We start from the raw sequence: 15,649 nt of genomic DNA on the forward strand, positions 1-15,649 counted from the left end.
TCGCCACGCTGGTCCCAGCGGCAGTTGCTCCTGTGTAAGGACAACAGTCCGACTGCGCCATGCTGACCAGCCACAACCAGGTTGAAACAACCCCATTGGGGCGCTCGGGACTGTCCTAACCGGCGGCTGCTTGGAGGCCGCGGGTTCCTATTCCCCGCAGCACTTCCACCCGGTCCGAGCCCGGGCGGCTCAGCACCCAGCTCGACCCCGGCACCGCCTTCGCGCGCTTCTTCAACGGCGCCAGCAGGCGTGAAACCTCCTGGTACGAGCGGATCGACCCGCTCGCGCACACCAGCGTCGCCAGGGAGACCGTCACCGGCATCCCGTCCGCCGTCCAGTGGCGGTCCAGCAGGGCTCCCGCCACCGTCGCGATCTCGTCGACGTCGCAGACCACCAGGAAGTCGTCGCCGCCCACGTGGCTCACCCGCATCCGGCGCAACCCGCCGGCCAGGGCCGTGAGCGCGCCGCCCAGTTCGCGGATCAGGTCGTCGCCCGCCGCGAAGCCCGCCGTGTCGTTGACCGCCTTGAACGCGTCGATGTCCAGCCACGCCGCCACGAACGGCTCGCCGATCGTGATGCGGCGGGCGACGTCGCGGGCCACCGTGTCGCTGCCCGGCAGCCGCGTCAGCGGGTTCAGCGCCGCGGCGGCCTCGACCTTCGCCTCGGCGACCCCGCGGACCACCTCGGTCACCAGCACGACGCCGAGGCAGCGGCCGACCTCGTCGACCACCACGACGTCGTCGCCGGTGCGGCCCCAGTCGGCGTCGGTGACCAGCTCGAGGAACTCCATCGCGCCCGCGCGGGCCTCGATCGTGTGCGGCGTGTCCGCGAGCCGCGCCGCCGGGCGCTTCGCGTGCAGCGCGTGCCCGTACGGGCCGGTGACCGCGACCAGGAACCGCGTCCGGTCGACTGACCAGCGAGGCCGGTTCAGCTCGTCGACCCCGACGACGCCCGAAGGCGCGTCGGCCGCCGCCAGCACCTCGCGGACCTCGTCGCACGTCGCGGACTCCGGCAGCGTCGTGGCCGGCCGCAGGAAGTCGCCGACGCACTGCGCCGGACCTGCCGCGCGCGTGGTCTGCGGCCGCGTGAGCAGCGCCGGCGCGGGGCCGGCGGCGGTCGGCGGGGCCAGCAGGTTGCCCTGCGCGATCCGGACGCCGAGGCCGCGGACGGCGTCGAGCTGCGCGTCGGTCTCCACGCCGGTCGCGACCAGCCGCGTGCCGGTGCGGTTGGTGTAGTGCAGGAGCGCCTCGACGACGGCGACCGACGCCTGGTCGTCCGGCAGCCCGCGCAGCACCGTGCGGTCGAGCTTGACCAGGTCGACGGGCGCGTCGACGAGCAGGCCGAGCGGCAGGTCGCCGCGGCCGAGGCCGTCGAGCGCGAGCCGGAAGCCGAGCTCGGTCAGCGCCCGCATCCCGGCCAGCGCGCGGTCGGCGGGCAGCGGCGCGAACGGCGGCCCGATCTCGAGGACGACGTCGCGGGTGCGGCGGCCGGCGTCGCCGAGCTCGGCCAGCAGGTCGTCGTACATCGCCGCCGGCGCCGCGAGGGTGCGCGCGGAGAGGTTGAGGTGCAGGGGGAGGGTCGTGTCGTCCTGCCGGACGGCGGCGATCGCGAGGCCGAGGTCGACCTCGGCGAGGCGGCCTTCGCGGCGCGCCTGGGTGAGCAGCTCGGGAACGGTGCCCTGGCCCGGCCTGGCCAGCGCTTCGTGAGCCACGACGCCCCCGGTGTGGAGGCTGTACAGCGGCTGGAAGGCGAAGCGGACCGCGCGTGGCGACTTCACGCCCTCGATCGTCGCGGCTCGGGCGGAGAAACGAAACCGATGTCGACTGATGTTCACCGCCGATACCCGAATCGGAGTAACGCAGGGTGACGTCCGCCACTAGATCACGGTTGACTTATATAAGTGGCTGCTTGTAGCTTGGCGACGTGCACGCGTTCGACGTCCTCGGCGACCCGGTCCGCCGCCGGATCCTCGAGCTGCTGGCCGACGGCGAACGGGCCGCCGGCGCGGTGACCGAGGTGATCCGGGCCGAGTTCGGCATCTCGCAACCGGCGGTGTCGCAGCACCTGAAGGTGTTGCGGGACAACGGCTTCGCGGTCGTCCGCCAGGACGGCACGCGGCGGCTCTACGCGGTCGGGCACGACCCGCTGCGTGACGTCGACGCCTGGTTGGACCGGTTCCGCCGGTTCTGGACCCCGTCGCTCGACGCACTGGCCACCGAAATCGCCCGCGGCAAGCGCGCCCGGCGAAACGCAGAAGGAGAACGTTCGTGATCGAGGTCAGCCACCAGATCAGCGCCGTCCGCCGGACGGTCGGCCGCCGTGCGCTCGAAGCGGGGGAGGCGCGCGTGATGACCATCAGCCAGGTCTACGACACCGACGTGGACGACATGTGGGACGCCTGCACGAACGCCGAGCGCATCCCGCGCTGGTTCCTGCCGGTCAGCGGCGAGCTGAAGGTCGGCGGGAAGTACCAGCTGGAGGGCAACGCGGGCGGCACGGTCGAGCGTTGCGACCCGCCGAAGAGCTTCACCGCGACCTGGGAGATGAACGGCGGGGTCAGCTGGATCGAGGTCCGGCTCACCCCCGAAGGCCCGGGCACGCGCTTCGAACTGGAGCACACGGCGCACGTCGACGACCACTGGGACCAGTTCGGCCCGGGCGCGGTCGGCGTCGGCTGGGACATGGCGCTGACGGCGCTGGTCCGGCACCTGGCCGCCGACCCGGGGTACGTGGTCGACCCGGCCGAGGCGATGGCGTGGATGGCGTCGCCCGAGGGGATCGGGTTCGTGACGGCGGCGAACGAGGCCTGGTACGAGGCCCACGTCGCGGGCGGCGAGGACCAGGCGACGGCCCGCGCCCAGGCGGACCGCTGCCTGGCCGCCTACACGACCCCGCCGGAGGCCTAACGCTCGTCGGCCTTGACCGCCGTCAGGGTGATCTCCGCGTCGGCCGGGACCTCGGTGCCCGCGGCCGGGTCCTGGCCTGTCTGGACCCAGTTGCGGTCGACCACCATCGCCCGGCCCTGGCCGGTGCCGTCGACCTCGCGCAGGTTGTACAGGCCGGCGCGCTGCATCGCGTCCTGGGCGTCCTGGTGGTTCATGCCGGAGACGTCCGGGACCTTGATCAGCGCGGCCGAAGCCGAGGTCAGCGTCGACGTCGAGGTGGTGGTGCCGGGCTCGCCGGGTGGTGCGCCGCACGCGACCAGGGCGAACGCGAGTGCTGCCAGCGTGGTGACCGTCGCTCGGGACATACCGTCGGGGTACCCACGCGCCTGCCCGCCGTTCGGGTGAAGCCGGATAAGGTCGGGCGCATGGATCAGGAGATCGACCCGCGGGCGGTGCGGCGCGACCCGGTGGCCAGCGCCGGCGGGTTCACCGACCTGGCGACCAGCCCGTTCCGGATCGACCGCGACCGCATCGCCGCTTCGCCGTTCTTCGCCCGTCTGGGTGGCGTGACGCAGGTGGTCAGCGCCGGCGGCGCCGGGCTGCTGCACAACCGGCTGACCCACAGCCTGAAGGTCGCGCAGGTCGCCCGCGCCGTCGCCGAGCGGATCACCACCGGCCCCGACGCCGGCCTGGCCGACAAGCTGGGCGGCTGCGACCCCGACGTCGCCGAGGCCGCCGCGCTCGCGCACGATCTCGGGCACCCGCCGTTCGGGCACCTCGGCGAGCAGACGCTCGACCGCATCGCCCGGCACCGCTTCGGCCTGGCCGACGGCTTCGAGGGCAACGCGCAGTCGTTCCGCATCATCACCACGACCGACGTGCGCGGGCCGTCGGCGATCGGGCTCGACCTGACCACGGCGGTGCGCGCGGCCGTCCTCAAGTACCCGTGGCTGCGGCTGCACCACCCCGCGCCGCACCCGTCGGCGATGGCCGTCCCGCCGCGCGGGGCCGGCGAGCCCGAGGACCTGCCCGGCACCGGCGCGGCCAAGTTCTCCGCCTACGCCACCGAACTCGACGACTTCGAGCAGGCGCGCGCGGCCTTCGCGGGGCGCGTCGAAGGCTGGCAGCAGACCGTCGAAGCGTCCGTGATGGACACCGCCGACGACATCGCCTACGCCATCCACGACCTGCAGGACTTCCACCGCATCGGCGTCCTGCAGCACGCGCCGGTCGCGGCGGAGCTGGGGGAGTGGCTCGAGCACGCGGGCGAGCTCGCCGCGCTCGACGACGAGACGCTGCACGCGGAACTGCGCCGCCCGGGCCGCTCGCTCGAACGCGTCCGCCGTCGCATGCACGTCAAGGACGCGTGGATCGTCGACGACGACGCGTTCGCCGCGGCCGTCGCGCGGGTGCGCGCGGAACTGGTCGACGGGCTGCTCGCCGGCGAGTTCGACGGCTCGATCGAGGCCGAGCAGGCGACGGCGGCGTTCTCCGCGAACTGGACCGCCCGCCTGGTCGACGGCGTGTTCGTGCTGGCGAACCCGTCCACCCGCGCCGGCCACGTCTCGCTGCGGCCCGCGCAGTGGCACGAGGTCCAGGTGCTCAAGTTCGTGCACCGCCGGTTCGTGCTGCTGCGCCCGGACCTCGCGCTGCACCAGCGCGGCCAGGCCGGGCTGGTGACCAGCCTGGTCGACGCGCTCGACGCGTGGCTGTCGGACCGCGACGAGGTTTCGCGGCTGCCGCGGCGGTTGCACGACCTGGTCGAGCTGGCGCACGCGGAATACACGGGGCTCGCGCGCACGGCGCCGGAGCTGCTGATCGGGGCGACGGGGGAGCCGGTGTCCGGTCCGGACGCCGTGCGCGGCCTGGCGCGGGGCCGCGCGGTCGTGGACTTCGTGGCTTCGCTGACCGACAAGCAGGCGGTGACGCTGCTGGACGCGCTGTCGGGCCGGGCGTCGCAGCCGTGGTCGGACTCGTTCGTGCTCTGAGGGCGCGGGTAACGGGATTTCCCCGTGCGGCCGCCGGTTGCACGATCCGGCGGTGGCGATTGTGGACGTCCCAGCGGGTGGTCACCCTTGCGGCCGCGCGGATGTCCGGCCGTTGTCCGGTGGGAAATTCACGGTTGCGCCGACCGGACTACGACCTCCGGCCGGTTCGGGAAATTATCCGTCCTTTGTCACTCCAACGGCCGCTTTTTACGATGAACGCACCGTACTTAGCTTGATCCAGCCGGTGATCACCGGCTGTCGGTCAGCGTGAGTCGGGGCACGCGCCTTGGAGATTCGGAGGGCGCCCGTGCGTCGTACCCGTTCCACCAGATCGAGATCCACCGTGCTCACCGCCGGGGCCGCGGCACTGCTCGCCGCCCTCGGCCTCGTGTCGCCGCCCGCCGCGGGCGCCGCCACCGCGTCCACACCGGACGCCTTCACCGAAACCGCCCAGCAGCAGATCGCCGCGCTGCAGGCGGTCAAGGCGGGCCGCTCGGCCGCCGAGTCCAAAGTGGACAGCAAGCTGCTCGTCGCCGAAAAGGGCGTCGCCAAGCAGCTCAACGCACTGCAGTCGGGGGCTGCGGTGTCTTCGGCCGGGACCGTCCTGGTCGACATCCGCGCGAGCAAGGTCTCCCCGGACCTCATCGGCTCGCTGACCAAGGCCGGGGCCGGCATCCGCGCGGTGTCCGACCGCTACGGCAGCGTCCGCGCCGAGGTCCCGCTGAACCAGGTCACCGCGATCGCCGCGCGCGGCGACGTCCAGCGCGTCGAGCAGGCCGACCAGGCCATGACCGCCCGCGAGCTGGCCACCCCGGCGACGACGCCGGCCAAGACGGAAACCAAGCAGCAGAAGGCCGACCGCATCGCGGGCGAGCTGCAGAAGGCGGTCGCCGCCAAGTCGCAGCGCAGCGCCGCCGCGGCCGCCACCCTGACCAGCGAGGGCGACCGCGCCCACAACGCCGACATCGCGCGCCAGCAGTTCGGCGTCACCGGCGTCGGCGTCAAGGCGTGCGCGCTGTCCGACGGCGTCGACTCCCTCGCGGCCTCGCAGGCCAAGGGCGAGCTCCCGAACGTCGACGTCATCGCCGGCCAGGAGGGCGACGGCGACGAGGGCACCGCGATGCTCGAGATCATCCACGACCTCGCGCCCAACGCCGCGCTCGGCTTCGCCTCGGCGTTCAACTCCGACGCCAGCTTCGCGGACAACATCCGCAAGCTGCGCTTCGAGTCGCACTGCGACGTCATCGTCGACGACGTCATCTACTTCAAGGAATCCCCGTTCCAGGACTGGATCATCGCCCAGGCCGTGAACGACGTGACCGCGGACGGCGCGCTGTACTTCTCGTCGGCGGGCAACGAGGGCAACGTCGCCGACGGCACCGCCGGGCACTGGGAAGGCGACTTCGTCGACTCCGGCAAGTCGGTCGGCAAGTTCGCCGGCGTCGCGCACAACTTCGCCGGCGCCGCGGGCAACCAGATCTACGAGCCCGTCTCCGACGCGTCCTCGGCCGGCGTCCCGGTGACGCTGCACTGGTCCGACCCGATCGGGCACTCGGCCAACGACTACGACCTCTACCTGCTCAACGCCGCGGGGGCCGTGGTCAGCTTCAGCCAGAACGTCCAGGACGGCACCCAGGACCCGTACGAGATCCTGCAGACGCCGCTCTTCGGCGGCACCGGGCTGCGCCTGGCCGTGGTGAAGTTCTCGGGCCAGAACCGCTACCTGTCGCTGTCCGCGCTGCGCGGCCGGTTCAAGGACTCGGCGGACGGCCTCAAGGCCTACAACACCCCGGGTGTCACGGTCGGCCACTCGGCCGCGCGGGACGCCTTCAGCGTCGCGGCCACCCCGGCCGCGGCGGCGTTCGGCCGGCCGCTCGAACCGGGTGACCCGGCCAACCCGACCGGCCCGTACCCGAACGCGTTCAGCGGCTCGTCGAAGGCCGAGCGGTTCACCTCCGACGGCCCGCGCCGCGTGTTCTACGAGGCCGACGGCACGCCGATCACCCCGGGCAACGTCTCCTCGACCGGTGGCGAGGTCCGGAACAAGCCGGAGATCACCGCGGCCGACGGCGTCAAGACCAGCGTGACCGGGTTCAACCCGTTCTTCGGCACCTCGGCCGCCGCACCGCACGCGGCCGCCATCGCCTCGCTGGTGCTGTCCGGCAACCCCGGCCTGCCGCCGTCCGAGGTGCGCGAGGCGCTGATCAACACCGCGATCGACATCGAAACCCCGGGCCGCGACAACTTCACCGGGGCCGGGGTCATCCTCGCGGACAAGGTGCTCGCCTACACCGGAGCCAGCCCGCAGCCCCTCGCGGTGGCGAAGCAGCCGACGGTCACCCCGGCCGACGGCGGCTCCGCGCTCGACCCGGGCGACACCGCCAAGGTGACCCTGCCGGTGACCAACGAAGGCGACGGCACCGCCGTGTCCACCAGCGTCGTGCTCAGCAGCCCGACCCCGGGTGTCACGGTGGCGCCGCGGTCCAAGTCCTACGGCACCATCAGCCCGGGACAGACCGGCGTCAACGACTTCACCATCACCGTCCCGGCGACGCAGCAGCTCGGCGCGCCGGTCGTGCTGAACGCCCGCGTCACCTTCGCCGGCGCCCACTCGCCGACGACGACGTCGTTCTCGCTCCCGGTCGGCACCCCGTCGCCGGTCGCGCAGGACTTCGCCTACGCCGGCGCGCCGGTGGCGATCCCGGACAACAGCCCGGTCGGGGCGTCGGTGACCATCCCGGTCACCGGGGTCGGCCGCGCGTCCAAGGTGACGTTCTCGGTGGACGGCGCCACCTGCAGCACCGACCCGAACTCGACGACGGTGGGGCTCAACCACTCCTACGTCGGTGACCTGGTCGGCACGCTGACGGCGCCCTCCGGTGCCAAGGCGACGGTGTTCCAGCGCAACGGCAGCTCCGGCAAGAACCTGTGCAAGGTCGTCTTCGCGGACGACGCCGCGGCCGCGTTCAGCACGGTGACCTCGGCCAACGCGCCGTTCACCGGCACGTGGCGGCCGACGCAGGCGCTGACCGGCGGCCTGACCGGCGCGGCGGTCGACGGCACGTGGACGTTCGCCGTGGTCGACGCGGCGGGCGGCGACGCCGGCTCGATCCGCTCGGTCGCCCTGCACATCAACGGGTTCGTGCAGCCCCCGGCGGCCGGCGCGCCGTCGAACGTGCGGGGCTACACCAACAACGGCCCGGTGCACCCGCTGTAAGCAGTAGCCGGTGCGGGGCCGTCGCGGAGTTCGCGGCGGCCCCGTACCGTTTTCCCCGTGAAGCCACGGGAAGTCGCGGGCGGCGGCCGCGCGGTCGAGGTGCCGCCGGAACGCCTGGACGGGTTCTTCGCCCGGTTCGCCGAGCGGCACGGTGGGATCACCGCCACCGAAACCGCGCCGTTCGAGGTCCGCGTGCTCGCGGCCGACGGGGCCAGCGCGACCGCGACCGTCCCCTTCGGACCGCTCGAAGGACCTTCCCTCACCGCCCACGCCCAGGTGTCGCGGCGGATCGCGCTCCTGCTGGTGCGGCTCGGCGGCCACAGCGTCGGGATCGCCCGGGACGGCCGGATCGAGGTCTCCCGCACCGACCGGCACCTCGTCCAGGGCCGCTCCGCCGCGGGCGGCTGGTCGCAGCAGCGCTTCGCCCGCCGTCGCGCGGGACAGGCGCGGCACGCGCTCAGAGACGCGGCGAAGGACGCCTTCGAAGTCCTGGTCCCCAGACTGTCCGAAGTGGACGCCGTCGTGCTCGGCGGCGACCGGCGGGCCCTCGACGAGCTGCGCGAGGACCGTCGGCTGGCGCCGCTGTTCGCCCGCGCCGAACCCCGCGTGCTGGACGTCGGCGAGCCGAGCTACGCCGTCTTGGAAGACGCCGCCGCGCGGGCGCTGTCGGTGCAGGTCACGCTGCGCGACGGGTGAGACCGCACACGTCCGGAAAAACCGTTCGACGCCGACCCGTACACTGGGTTCCGTGGATATCCAGCTGGAGTGACGCCGCGGCCCCTGCGGCCGCTTGATGCTGTCCTCCGTACGCCCCCTTTCCACGGGAGTTCCCCTTGATCACGGCCACCGGCCTTGAGCTGCGCGCTGGTTCGCGCATCCTGCTCAACGGCGTCACCGTCCGCATCCAGCCCGGCGACCGCATCGGCCTCGTCGGCCGCAACGGCGCGGGCAAGACCACCTCGCTGAAGGTCCTCGCCGGCGAAGGCGAGCCGCACGCCGGCGAGGTCCGCCGCAGCGGCGAGCTCGGCTACCTGCCGCAGGACCCGCGCGAAGGCGATCTTTCGGTCACCGCGAAGGACCGTGTGCTCTCCGCGCGCGGCCTCGACAAGCTCATGCGCGACATGGAGAAGGCGCAGGCCTCGATGGCCGAGCTCGTCGACGAAGCCGCGCGCGACAAGGCCATCAACCGCTACGCCCGGCTCGAAGAGCGCTTCGCGTCGCTCGGCGGCTATGCCGCGGAGAGCGAAGCCGCGCGGATCTGCTCGAACCTCGGCCTGGCCGACCGCATCCTCGCGCAGACGCTGCAGACGCTTTCCGGCGGCCAGCGCCGCCGCGTCGAGCTGGCGCGGATCCTGTTCGCCGCGGCCGAAGCGGGCGCCGGCGGCAAGTCCGAGACGATCCTGCTGCTCGACGAGCCGACCAACCACCTCGACGCCGACTCCATCAACTGGCTGCGCGGGTTCCTCAAGCAGCACGACGGCGGCCTGGTCGTGATCAGCCACGACGTCGAGCTGCTGGCCGACGTCGTCAACAAGGTCTGGTTCCTCGACGCCACCCGCGGCGAGCTCGACCTGTACAACATGAGCTGGCAGCGTTATCTCGACGCCCGCGCCACCGACGAGAAGCGCCGCCGCCGCGAGCGCGCCAACGCCGAGAAGAAGGCGTCGGCCCTGCAGCAGCAGGCCGCGAAACTGGGCGCGAAGGCCACGAAGGCCGTGGCGGCCAAGAACATGGCGCGCCGCGCCGAGCAGATGCTGTCCGCACTGGACGAGACCCGGCAGGCCGACAAGGTCGCCCGGATCAAGTTCCCGGACCCCGCGCCCTGCGGCCGCACGCCGCTCACCGCCGAAGGCCTCTCGAAGTCCTACGGCTCGCTGGAAATCTTCACCGGCGTCGACCTCGCGATCGATCGCGGTTCGAAGGTCGTCGTACTCGGGCTGAACGGCGCGGGAAAGACGACTTTGCTCCGGCTCCTCGGCGGAATGGAAACCCCGGACACCGGCGAGATCGTGCCGGGTCACGGAATGCGTTTGGGCTATTACGCTCAGGAACACGAAACTCTTGATCATGATGCGTCGGTGTGGGAAAACATCCGACATCTCTCACCGGACACCGGCGCCCAGGAGTTGCGGAACCTGCTCGGCTCCTTCCTCTTCACCGGCGAACAACTCGACCAGCCCGCCGGCACGCTTTCCGGCGGCGAGAAGACCCGCCTCGCGCTGGCCGGCCTGGTCTCCAGCGCTGCCAACGTGTTGCTGCTCGACGAGCCGACGAACAACCTCGACCCGGCCAGCCGGGCCCAGGTCCTGGACGCTTTGCGCAGCTTCGCGGGTGCCGTCGTGCTGGTCACGCACGACCCGGGAGCGGTCGAGGCGCTCGAGCCGGAGCGGGTGATCCTGCTGCCCGACGGCACCGAGGACCACTGGTCGGCGGACTACCTGGAACTTGTCCAGCTCGCGTGATCGATGCGTCCATTCGGGTGCAAGATCACTCCGGCCCGGCACTGGAATGGCCCAATGTGATCGCAATTTCGGCTGTTTTAGGGCTGTCGTCTGGCAATCCGGCGCCCAGTGTTCGATCATTGCCCCGGCAGGGGCCGATATGTGGCCCAGAACACTCTCGGCGGGAAGGCGATCGACGTGGCTGATCTCAAGAAAGGCGCGCGGATCACCGGCAACACGCGCGACAAGCTGGCCGCTGACCTGAAGAAGAAATACGAGAAGGGGTCCAGCATCCGGGCCCTGGCGGAGTCGACGGGCCGCTCCTACGGGTTCGTGCACCGGGTGCTGTCGGAGTCCGGAGTCCAGCTGCGGGGGCGCGGCGGGGCCACCCGGGTCAAGAAGAAGTAGCCGAGGACTGCTGCGCGGGGGGCGCAGCGGGAGCTTCGGCCACGCGGAACACCAGGTGGGCCCCGAGCAGGACCAGCGGGTACACCAGGTAGCCGTAGCGGGTGGCCGGGGTGAGCAGGATCAACGCGCCGAGTCCGACGGCGATGCGCAGGACTGCGCCGGAGCCGTTCGCGGGGGGCCGGCGCACCAGCCAGACCAGCACGGCCACGGCCGCGGCGCCGACGAGCACGAACGCCGTCACCCGGCCGACGACGCCGAGTTCGGCGATGAGGTGGCCCGGCAGCGGGCTCGCCGCGGGCGATCGCACGGCGCCCATCCCGAGGGGGAACCGGAAGACGTGTTCGACGAACGCGGCCGGATCCACCAGGTAGACGGGCAGGTGCAGCGCGGCCGTCGCCGCCACCAGCGCTGAGGCGAACCGCCCGACCGCCGTCCAGTCGAGGCCTTTCCCTCGCCGTACCAGCACGAACACCGCCAGCACCGCGGCCGCGGGCGCGACGATGAGCTTCGCGCTGACGACCAGCGCCAGCACCAGGCCCGACCACGCGGCCCGCCCGGTGGCGGCGAGCGCGCAGGCGAGCACCAGCAACCCGACGATCGCCAGGTCCGGCCCGGCGACGGCCCAGGTGAGCGCGGTCAGCGGGCAGGCGAGCGCGAGCTGCGCGGCGCCGACCGGGACCTTCGGCCACTTGAGCAGCTTCAACGTGCCCAGCACACAAGCGCAGGCGGCGAGGGCGAACATCCAGCGGGCGTCGGTGAGCGCGTCGGTGAGCGGAGTGCCGCCGAACAGCGCGCGCGGCAGGCCGAAGACGGCCATGACCGGGCCGTAGGGCGTGTAGTCGTTGACCTCCGGCGCGCGGCCGAGCGCGGTGACGTCGACGTACGGGGTTCCGTGGTGCAGCAGCAGATCCGCGGACCGCTCGATCACCCAGACCTCGGGCTGCGCGGCCCACGAGAACGGCGTGATCAGCCAGTCCACCCCGGTCAGGCGCCGGATCACCAGGAGCAGCAACGGAAGGATCATTGCCAACAAGGCGACCACCGCGATGCCGTACCAGCGCGACCCGAGTACTCCGTGCGGCGTACGGCCGGTGCGCGCGGAGAGCAGCAGCCACCCGCTGTGCAGCACGCCGAAGCCATAAGCGACGGTCGCGAAGTTGCCCCAGACGCGGTAACCGTAGAACTCGGAGACGAGCGCGGTCGGCAGCGCGAAGGCCAGGCAGGCGAGGTAGAAGCCCAGGTCCCAGCGCAGCGGGCCGGCTTCGGCGGTGCGCGCGGGTGCGGTGAAGAGCCGTGCCGTGCGTTGCCACGCGGGCGCCCGGCCCACCTCCGTTTCCACTTCTTGAGGCTACCGAGGGGCTCGCGGCCCGCTTCAGCCGACGTCGCGCAGGCGGGGGAGCAGTTGCGCCGCCGCTTCCGCCGCCTTCACGACGTCGTCGTGCCCGGTCGGCATCAGCACCAGCTCGGTGAAACCCGCCTCGACGTAGCTCTGCGCGAGCCGCAGCGCACTGTCCGCATCGGACGGCAGGCGGAACTGCACCGCCCGGCGGATCGTCGCCGGGTCGCGGCCCACCGCCGCGCAGTGCTCGTCCAGCACGCGCGAAAGGCGTTGCAGCTCCGCGATTTCCGTACCCGGCAGGGCCGCGTTGAGCCACACGTCGGCGTGCGACGCCACCACCCGCAGCCCGCGCTTCTCCCCGCTGCTGCCCAGCCACAGCGGCGGCTTCCGCTGCAGCGGCTTCGGATCGCTGACCGCGCCCGTCAGCGTGTAGTGGCGGCCGGGGTGGTCGGTTTCCGCTCGTGTCCACAACAGACCGAGGATTTCGCAGGTTTCTTCCAGCCGTTCGACGCGTTCGACCGGTGACGGCGTCGGCGTGCCCATCATCGCGTCGGTGAGCGTGTCCCCTCCGGCGCCGAGGCCGACGTCGAGCCGGCCGCCGGAGAGGTGGTCGACGGTCGCCGCGATCTTCGCCAGCGTGCCGGGGTGGCGGTTGGTGTTCCCGGACACCAGACATCCGATGCGCACCCGTTTCGTCGCTTCGGCCATCGCGGCCAGCAGCGTCCAGCCGTCGAAGACGTCGCCGGTGCGGTCGCGGCCCATCGGGGCGAGGTGGTCGAACACCCAGCAGCCGTCGAACCCCGCGTCGTCGGCGATGGCCCAGGTTTCGCGGAGCGCCGCGACGCCGATGTGCTGCTGGGGCGGCTTGAGCCCGACTGTGGTCATAGTGCTCTCCTGATTATCAGCTAGAGGAATCATCAGTACGACTGACGATCAGCGTAGGGGTAGAGTCTTCGTGTGTCCAGCGACCTCGAAGCGCCGCCCGCCGTCACCCGGCGGCTCGGTTACCTGCTCAAGCACGCCCAGCTGCGGCTCGCCGAGCTGGCCGAGCCGTTGTACGCGCCGCTGGGCATCACCGGCCGTCAGCTCGCGCTGCTCACGCTGTTCGGCGACGGCCCGGCGCTGTCGCAGCAGGACGGTGCGGCGCGGCTGGGCATCGACCGGACGACGATGGTCGCGCTCGTCGACGAGCTGGAGGACAAGGGGCTGGTCCGGCGCGAGGTCGCGCCGGGCGACCGCCGCAAGCGCCTCGTGACGCTGACCGGCGAAGGCGAACGGGTCCGCGCGGCGGGCGAAGACGTCACCCGGCGGGCCGAGGCACAGTTGCTGGCGCCCCTCGCCGATGCGCAGCAGTTCCGGGACGCGTTGGGACGCGTTGTTCGCGGGGAGTGAACGGCGGCGGGAAGCAATCGGACAGCGACCGCGTTGTCCAGGTCATATCCGGAGAAAACCTCAGCTATAGTAGAGGTTTTGAGACTGGGGGTTCCCCATGGACAACACCTGGGCGCTGCTGAGCTCGGCGATGCGCGCCGACGACGTGCCGAAGGGGCTGAGCCGCGGCACGCTGAAACGCGTGGCGCGGTTCGCCCGGCCGCACTGGCGGCGGCTGCTCGCCTTCCTCGTGCTGACCGTGATCTCGGCGGTCCTCGCGGTGACGACCCCGGTGCTGGCGGGCAAGGTGGTCGACGCGATCGTCGGCGGGCGTGACCTGCCGCTGGTCGTCTGGCTCGCCGTCGTCATCGCCGGGCTGGCGGTCGCCGACGCCGGGTTCGGCCTGGTCGAGCGGTGGCAGTCAGCGCGCATCGGCGAGGGCATCATCTACGACCTGCGGCGCGCGGTGTTCGAGCACGTGCAGCGGATGCCGATCGCGTTCTTCACCCGCACCCGCACCGGCGCGCTGGTGTCCCGGCTCAACAACGACGTCATCGGCGCGCAGAGGACGTTCACCGCGACGCTGTCCGGCCTGGTCACCAACACGATCCAGCTGGCGCTGTCGCTGGCCGTCATGCTGACGCTGTCGTGGCAGGTCACGCTGCTCGCGCTGGTGCTGCTGCCGATCTTCGTGCTGCCGGCGCGCCGGCTCGGCCGCCGGATGGCCGGGCTGCAGCGCGAGGCCGCGAACCTCAACGCGGGCATGACGACGCAGATGACCGAGCGGTTCTCCGCGCCGGGCGCGACGCTGGTGAAGCTGTTCGGCCGTCCGGTGCAGGAGGCGGACGACTTCGCGCTGCGGGCCGGGCGGGTGCGCGACATCGGCGTGCGGACCGCGATGCTGACCCGCTGGTTCATGACCAGCCTGACCCTCGTTTCGGCGCTGGCGCAGGCGCTCGTCTACGGCCTCGGCGGGTACCTCGCGCTGACCGGCAAGCTCGCGCCGGGCACGGTCGTCGCGCTGGCGCTGCTGCTGACCCGGCTCTACGCGCCGCTGACCGCGCTGGCCAACGTCCGGGTCGACGTCATGACCGCGCTGGTGTCGTTCGAGCGGGTCTTTGAGGTCCTGGACCTGGAGCCGATGATCAAGGAGAAGCCGTCCGCGCGGGCCCTTCCGCCGTCGGGTGGCGTCTCGGTGGAGTTCTCCGACGTCCGCTTCGGCTACCCGGCGGCGGACCGGTACTCGCTGGCGTCGCTGGAAGACGTCGCCACGCTCGACCACCGCGGCGGCGAAGAGGTGCTGCACGGCATCTCGTTCCGCGCCGAGCCGGGGCAGATGGTCGCGCTGGTCGGGTCTTCGGGCGCGGGGAAGTCGACGATCGCGTCGCTGCTGCCGCGGCTGTACGACGTGGACTCCGGTTCGGTGCGTCTGTCCGATGTGGACGTCCGGGACCTGAGTTTCGCTTCGCTGCGGGAAACCGTCGGGGTCGTGACGCAGGACGGGCACCTCTTCCACGACACGATCCGCGCCAACCTCGCGTACGCGCGCCCGGGTGCCACGGACGACGAGATCTGGGAGGCGCTGGAGCGGGCGCGGCTCGGCGAGCTGGCGCACGCGCTGCCGGACGGTCTCGACACGACGGTGGGGGAGCGCGGCTACCGGCTGTCCGGTGGCGAACGCCAGCGGCTGACGATCGCGCGGCTGCTGCTGGCCCAGCCCAAGGTGGTCATCCTGGACGAGGCGACGGCCCACCTGGACTCCGAGTCCGAGGCGGCGGTCGGCGAGGCGTTGACGCACGCGCTGGCGGGCCGGACGGCGTTGGTGATCGCGCACCGGCTGTCGACGGTGCGGGCGGCGGACAAGATTCTGGTGCTGGAGCACGGCGAAATCGTGGAAAGCGGGACGCACGACGAGCTGCTGGCCGCAGGCGGCCGCTACGCGACCTTGCACGCGACGCAGTTCGCGGAGGAGGAGCCCGCGGTGGCATGACCGGGCTGAA

At 72.1% G+C, this 15,649-nt stretch carries 13 protein-coding genes; 9 read left to right on the top strand and 4 right to left on the bottom strand.

Annotated features, from left to right (window positions below; translation table 11 throughout):
* Positions 1-115 precede the first annotated feature (115 nt).
* Entirely contained in the window at positions 116-1,777 is a 1,662-nt protein-coding gene (locus ACIQWX_RS37310; protein WP_400881481.1) for a GGDEF domain-containing protein, read from the bottom strand.
* A 146-nt stretch (positions 1,778-1,923) separates the two neighbouring features.
* On the opposite strand from ACIQWX_RS37310, the gene ACIQWX_RS37315 reads away from it, so the two are divergent.
* Positions 1,924-2,271 (top strand): ArsR/SmtB family transcription factor, encoded by a 348-nt coding sequence (locus tag ACIQWX_RS37315; protein WP_400881483.1) that lies wholly within the window; start codon positions 1,924-1,926, stop codon positions 2,269-2,271.
* Complete coding sequence (locus ACIQWX_RS37320; RefSeq protein ID WP_400881485.1) at positions 2,268-2,906, top strand: SRPBCC family protein; 639 nt, start codon at positions 2,268-2,270, stop codon at positions 2,904-2,906. The genes ACIQWX_RS37315 and ACIQWX_RS37320 overlap by 4 nt, the downstream gene beginning before the upstream one ends.
* On the opposite strand, the gene ACIQWX_RS37325 is transcribed toward ACIQWX_RS37320, so the two are convergent.
* A complete protein-coding gene (locus tag ACIQWX_RS37325; protein WP_400881487.1) occupies positions 2,903-3,250 on the bottom strand; it encodes a PASTA domain-containing protein in 348 nt (115 codons plus the stop codon). The two genes, ACIQWX_RS37320 and ACIQWX_RS37325, sit on opposite strands and share 4 nt — an antisense overlap.
* A 60-nt stretch (positions 3,251-3,310) precedes the next feature.
* Here ACIQWX_RS37325 and ACIQWX_RS37330 point away from each other — a divergent pair, with 60 nt between their 5' ends.
* The 5 genes from ACIQWX_RS37330 (at position 3,311) to ACIQWX_RS37350 (ending at position 10,939) form a co-directional block, all read left to right on the top strand.
* The gene (locus ACIQWX_RS37330; RefSeq protein ID WP_400881489.1) at positions 3,311-4,873 is read left to right on the top strand and encodes a deoxyguanosinetriphosphate triphosphohydrolase family protein; all 1,563 of its coding nucleotides are present in this window, start codon (positions 3,311-3,313) and stop codon (positions 4,871-4,873) included.
* Positions 4,874-5,216: 343 nt separating this feature from the next.
* Entirely contained in the window at positions 5,217-8,090 is a 2,874-nt protein-coding gene (locus ACIQWX_RS37335) for a S8 family serine peptidase (protein WP_400881491.1), read from the top strand.
* Between the two features lie 57 nt (positions 8,091-8,147).
* Complete coding sequence (locus ACIQWX_RS37340; protein WP_400881493.1) at positions 8,148-8,786, top strand: acVLRF1 family peptidyl-tRNA hydrolase; 639 nt, start codon at positions 8,148-8,150, stop codon at positions 8,784-8,786.
* Positions 8,787-8,923: 137 nt separating this feature from the next.
* Positions 8,924-10,552, top strand: coding sequence for an ABC-F family ATP-binding cassette domain-containing protein (locus ACIQWX_RS37345; protein ID WP_400881495.1), 1,629 nt, complete (start codon positions 8,924-8,926; stop codon positions 10,550-10,552).
* Positions 10,553-10,729: 177 nt separating this feature from the next.
* Positions 10,730-10,939, top strand: coding sequence for a helix-turn-helix domain-containing protein (locus ACIQWX_RS37350; protein WP_003071237.1), 210 nt, complete (start codon positions 10,730-10,732; stop codon positions 10,937-10,939).
* Here the strand turns inward: ACIQWX_RS37350 and ACIQWX_RS37355 are convergent.
* Both ACIQWX_RS37355 and ACIQWX_RS37360 read right to left on the bottom strand, forming a co-directional pair.
* Positions 10,926-12,278: a glycosyltransferase 87 family protein gene (locus ACIQWX_RS37355; RefSeq protein ID WP_400881497.1), complete on the bottom strand. Its 1,353-nt coding sequence runs from the start codon at positions 12,276-12,278 to the stop codon at positions 10,926-10,928. The two genes, ACIQWX_RS37350 and ACIQWX_RS37355, sit on opposite strands and share 14 nt — an antisense overlap.
* Positions 12,279-12,311: 33 nt before the next feature.
* Positions 12,312-13,163, bottom strand: coding sequence for an LLM class flavin-dependent oxidoreductase (locus ACIQWX_RS37360; protein ID WP_400881499.1), 852 nt, complete (start codon positions 13,161-13,163; stop codon positions 12,312-12,314).
* Between the two features lie 72 nt (positions 13,164-13,235).
* Between ACIQWX_RS37360 and ACIQWX_RS37365 the strand changes: the two genes are divergently transcribed.
* Positions 13,236-13,670: a MarR family winged helix-turn-helix transcriptional regulator gene (locus ACIQWX_RS37365; protein WP_400881501.1), complete on the top strand. Its 435-nt coding sequence runs from the start codon at positions 13,236-13,238 to the stop codon at positions 13,668-13,670.
* 97 nt (positions 13,671-13,767) lie between these two features.
* Positions 13,768-15,639, top strand: a complete 1,872-nt coding sequence (locus ACIQWX_RS37370; RefSeq protein WP_400881503.1) for an ABC transporter ATP-binding protein — start codon at positions 13,768-13,770, stop codon at positions 15,637-15,639.
* Positions 15,640-15,649 lie beyond the last annotated feature (10 nt).

This window comes from Amycolatopsis sp. NPDC098790, from assembly GCF_044759945.1.
In the GTDB taxonomy this organism is placed as follows: domain Bacteria; phylum Actinomycetota; class Actinomycetes; order Mycobacteriales; family Pseudonocardiaceae; genus Amycolatopsis.

What these genes read in the sequence shown, in the direction of transcription:
- ACIQWX_RS37325 (WP_400881487.1), bottom strand. Translation starts at nt 3,250, where the DNA reads ATGTCCCGAGCGACGGTCACCACGCTGGCAGCACTCGCGTTCGCCCTG.
- ACIQWX_RS37330 (WP_400881489.1), top strand. Translation starts at nt 3,311, where the DNA reads ATGGATCAGGAGATCGACCCGCGGGCGGTGCGGCGCGACCCGGTGGCC.
- ACIQWX_RS37360 (WP_400881499.1), bottom strand. Translation starts at nt 13,163, where the DNA reads ATGACCACAGTCGGGCTCAAGCCGCCCCAGCAGCACATCGGCGTCGCG.
- ACIQWX_RS37370 (WP_400881503.1), top strand. Translation starts at nt 13,768, where the DNA reads ATGGACAACACCTGGGCGCTGCTGAGCTCGGCGATGCGCGCCGACGAC.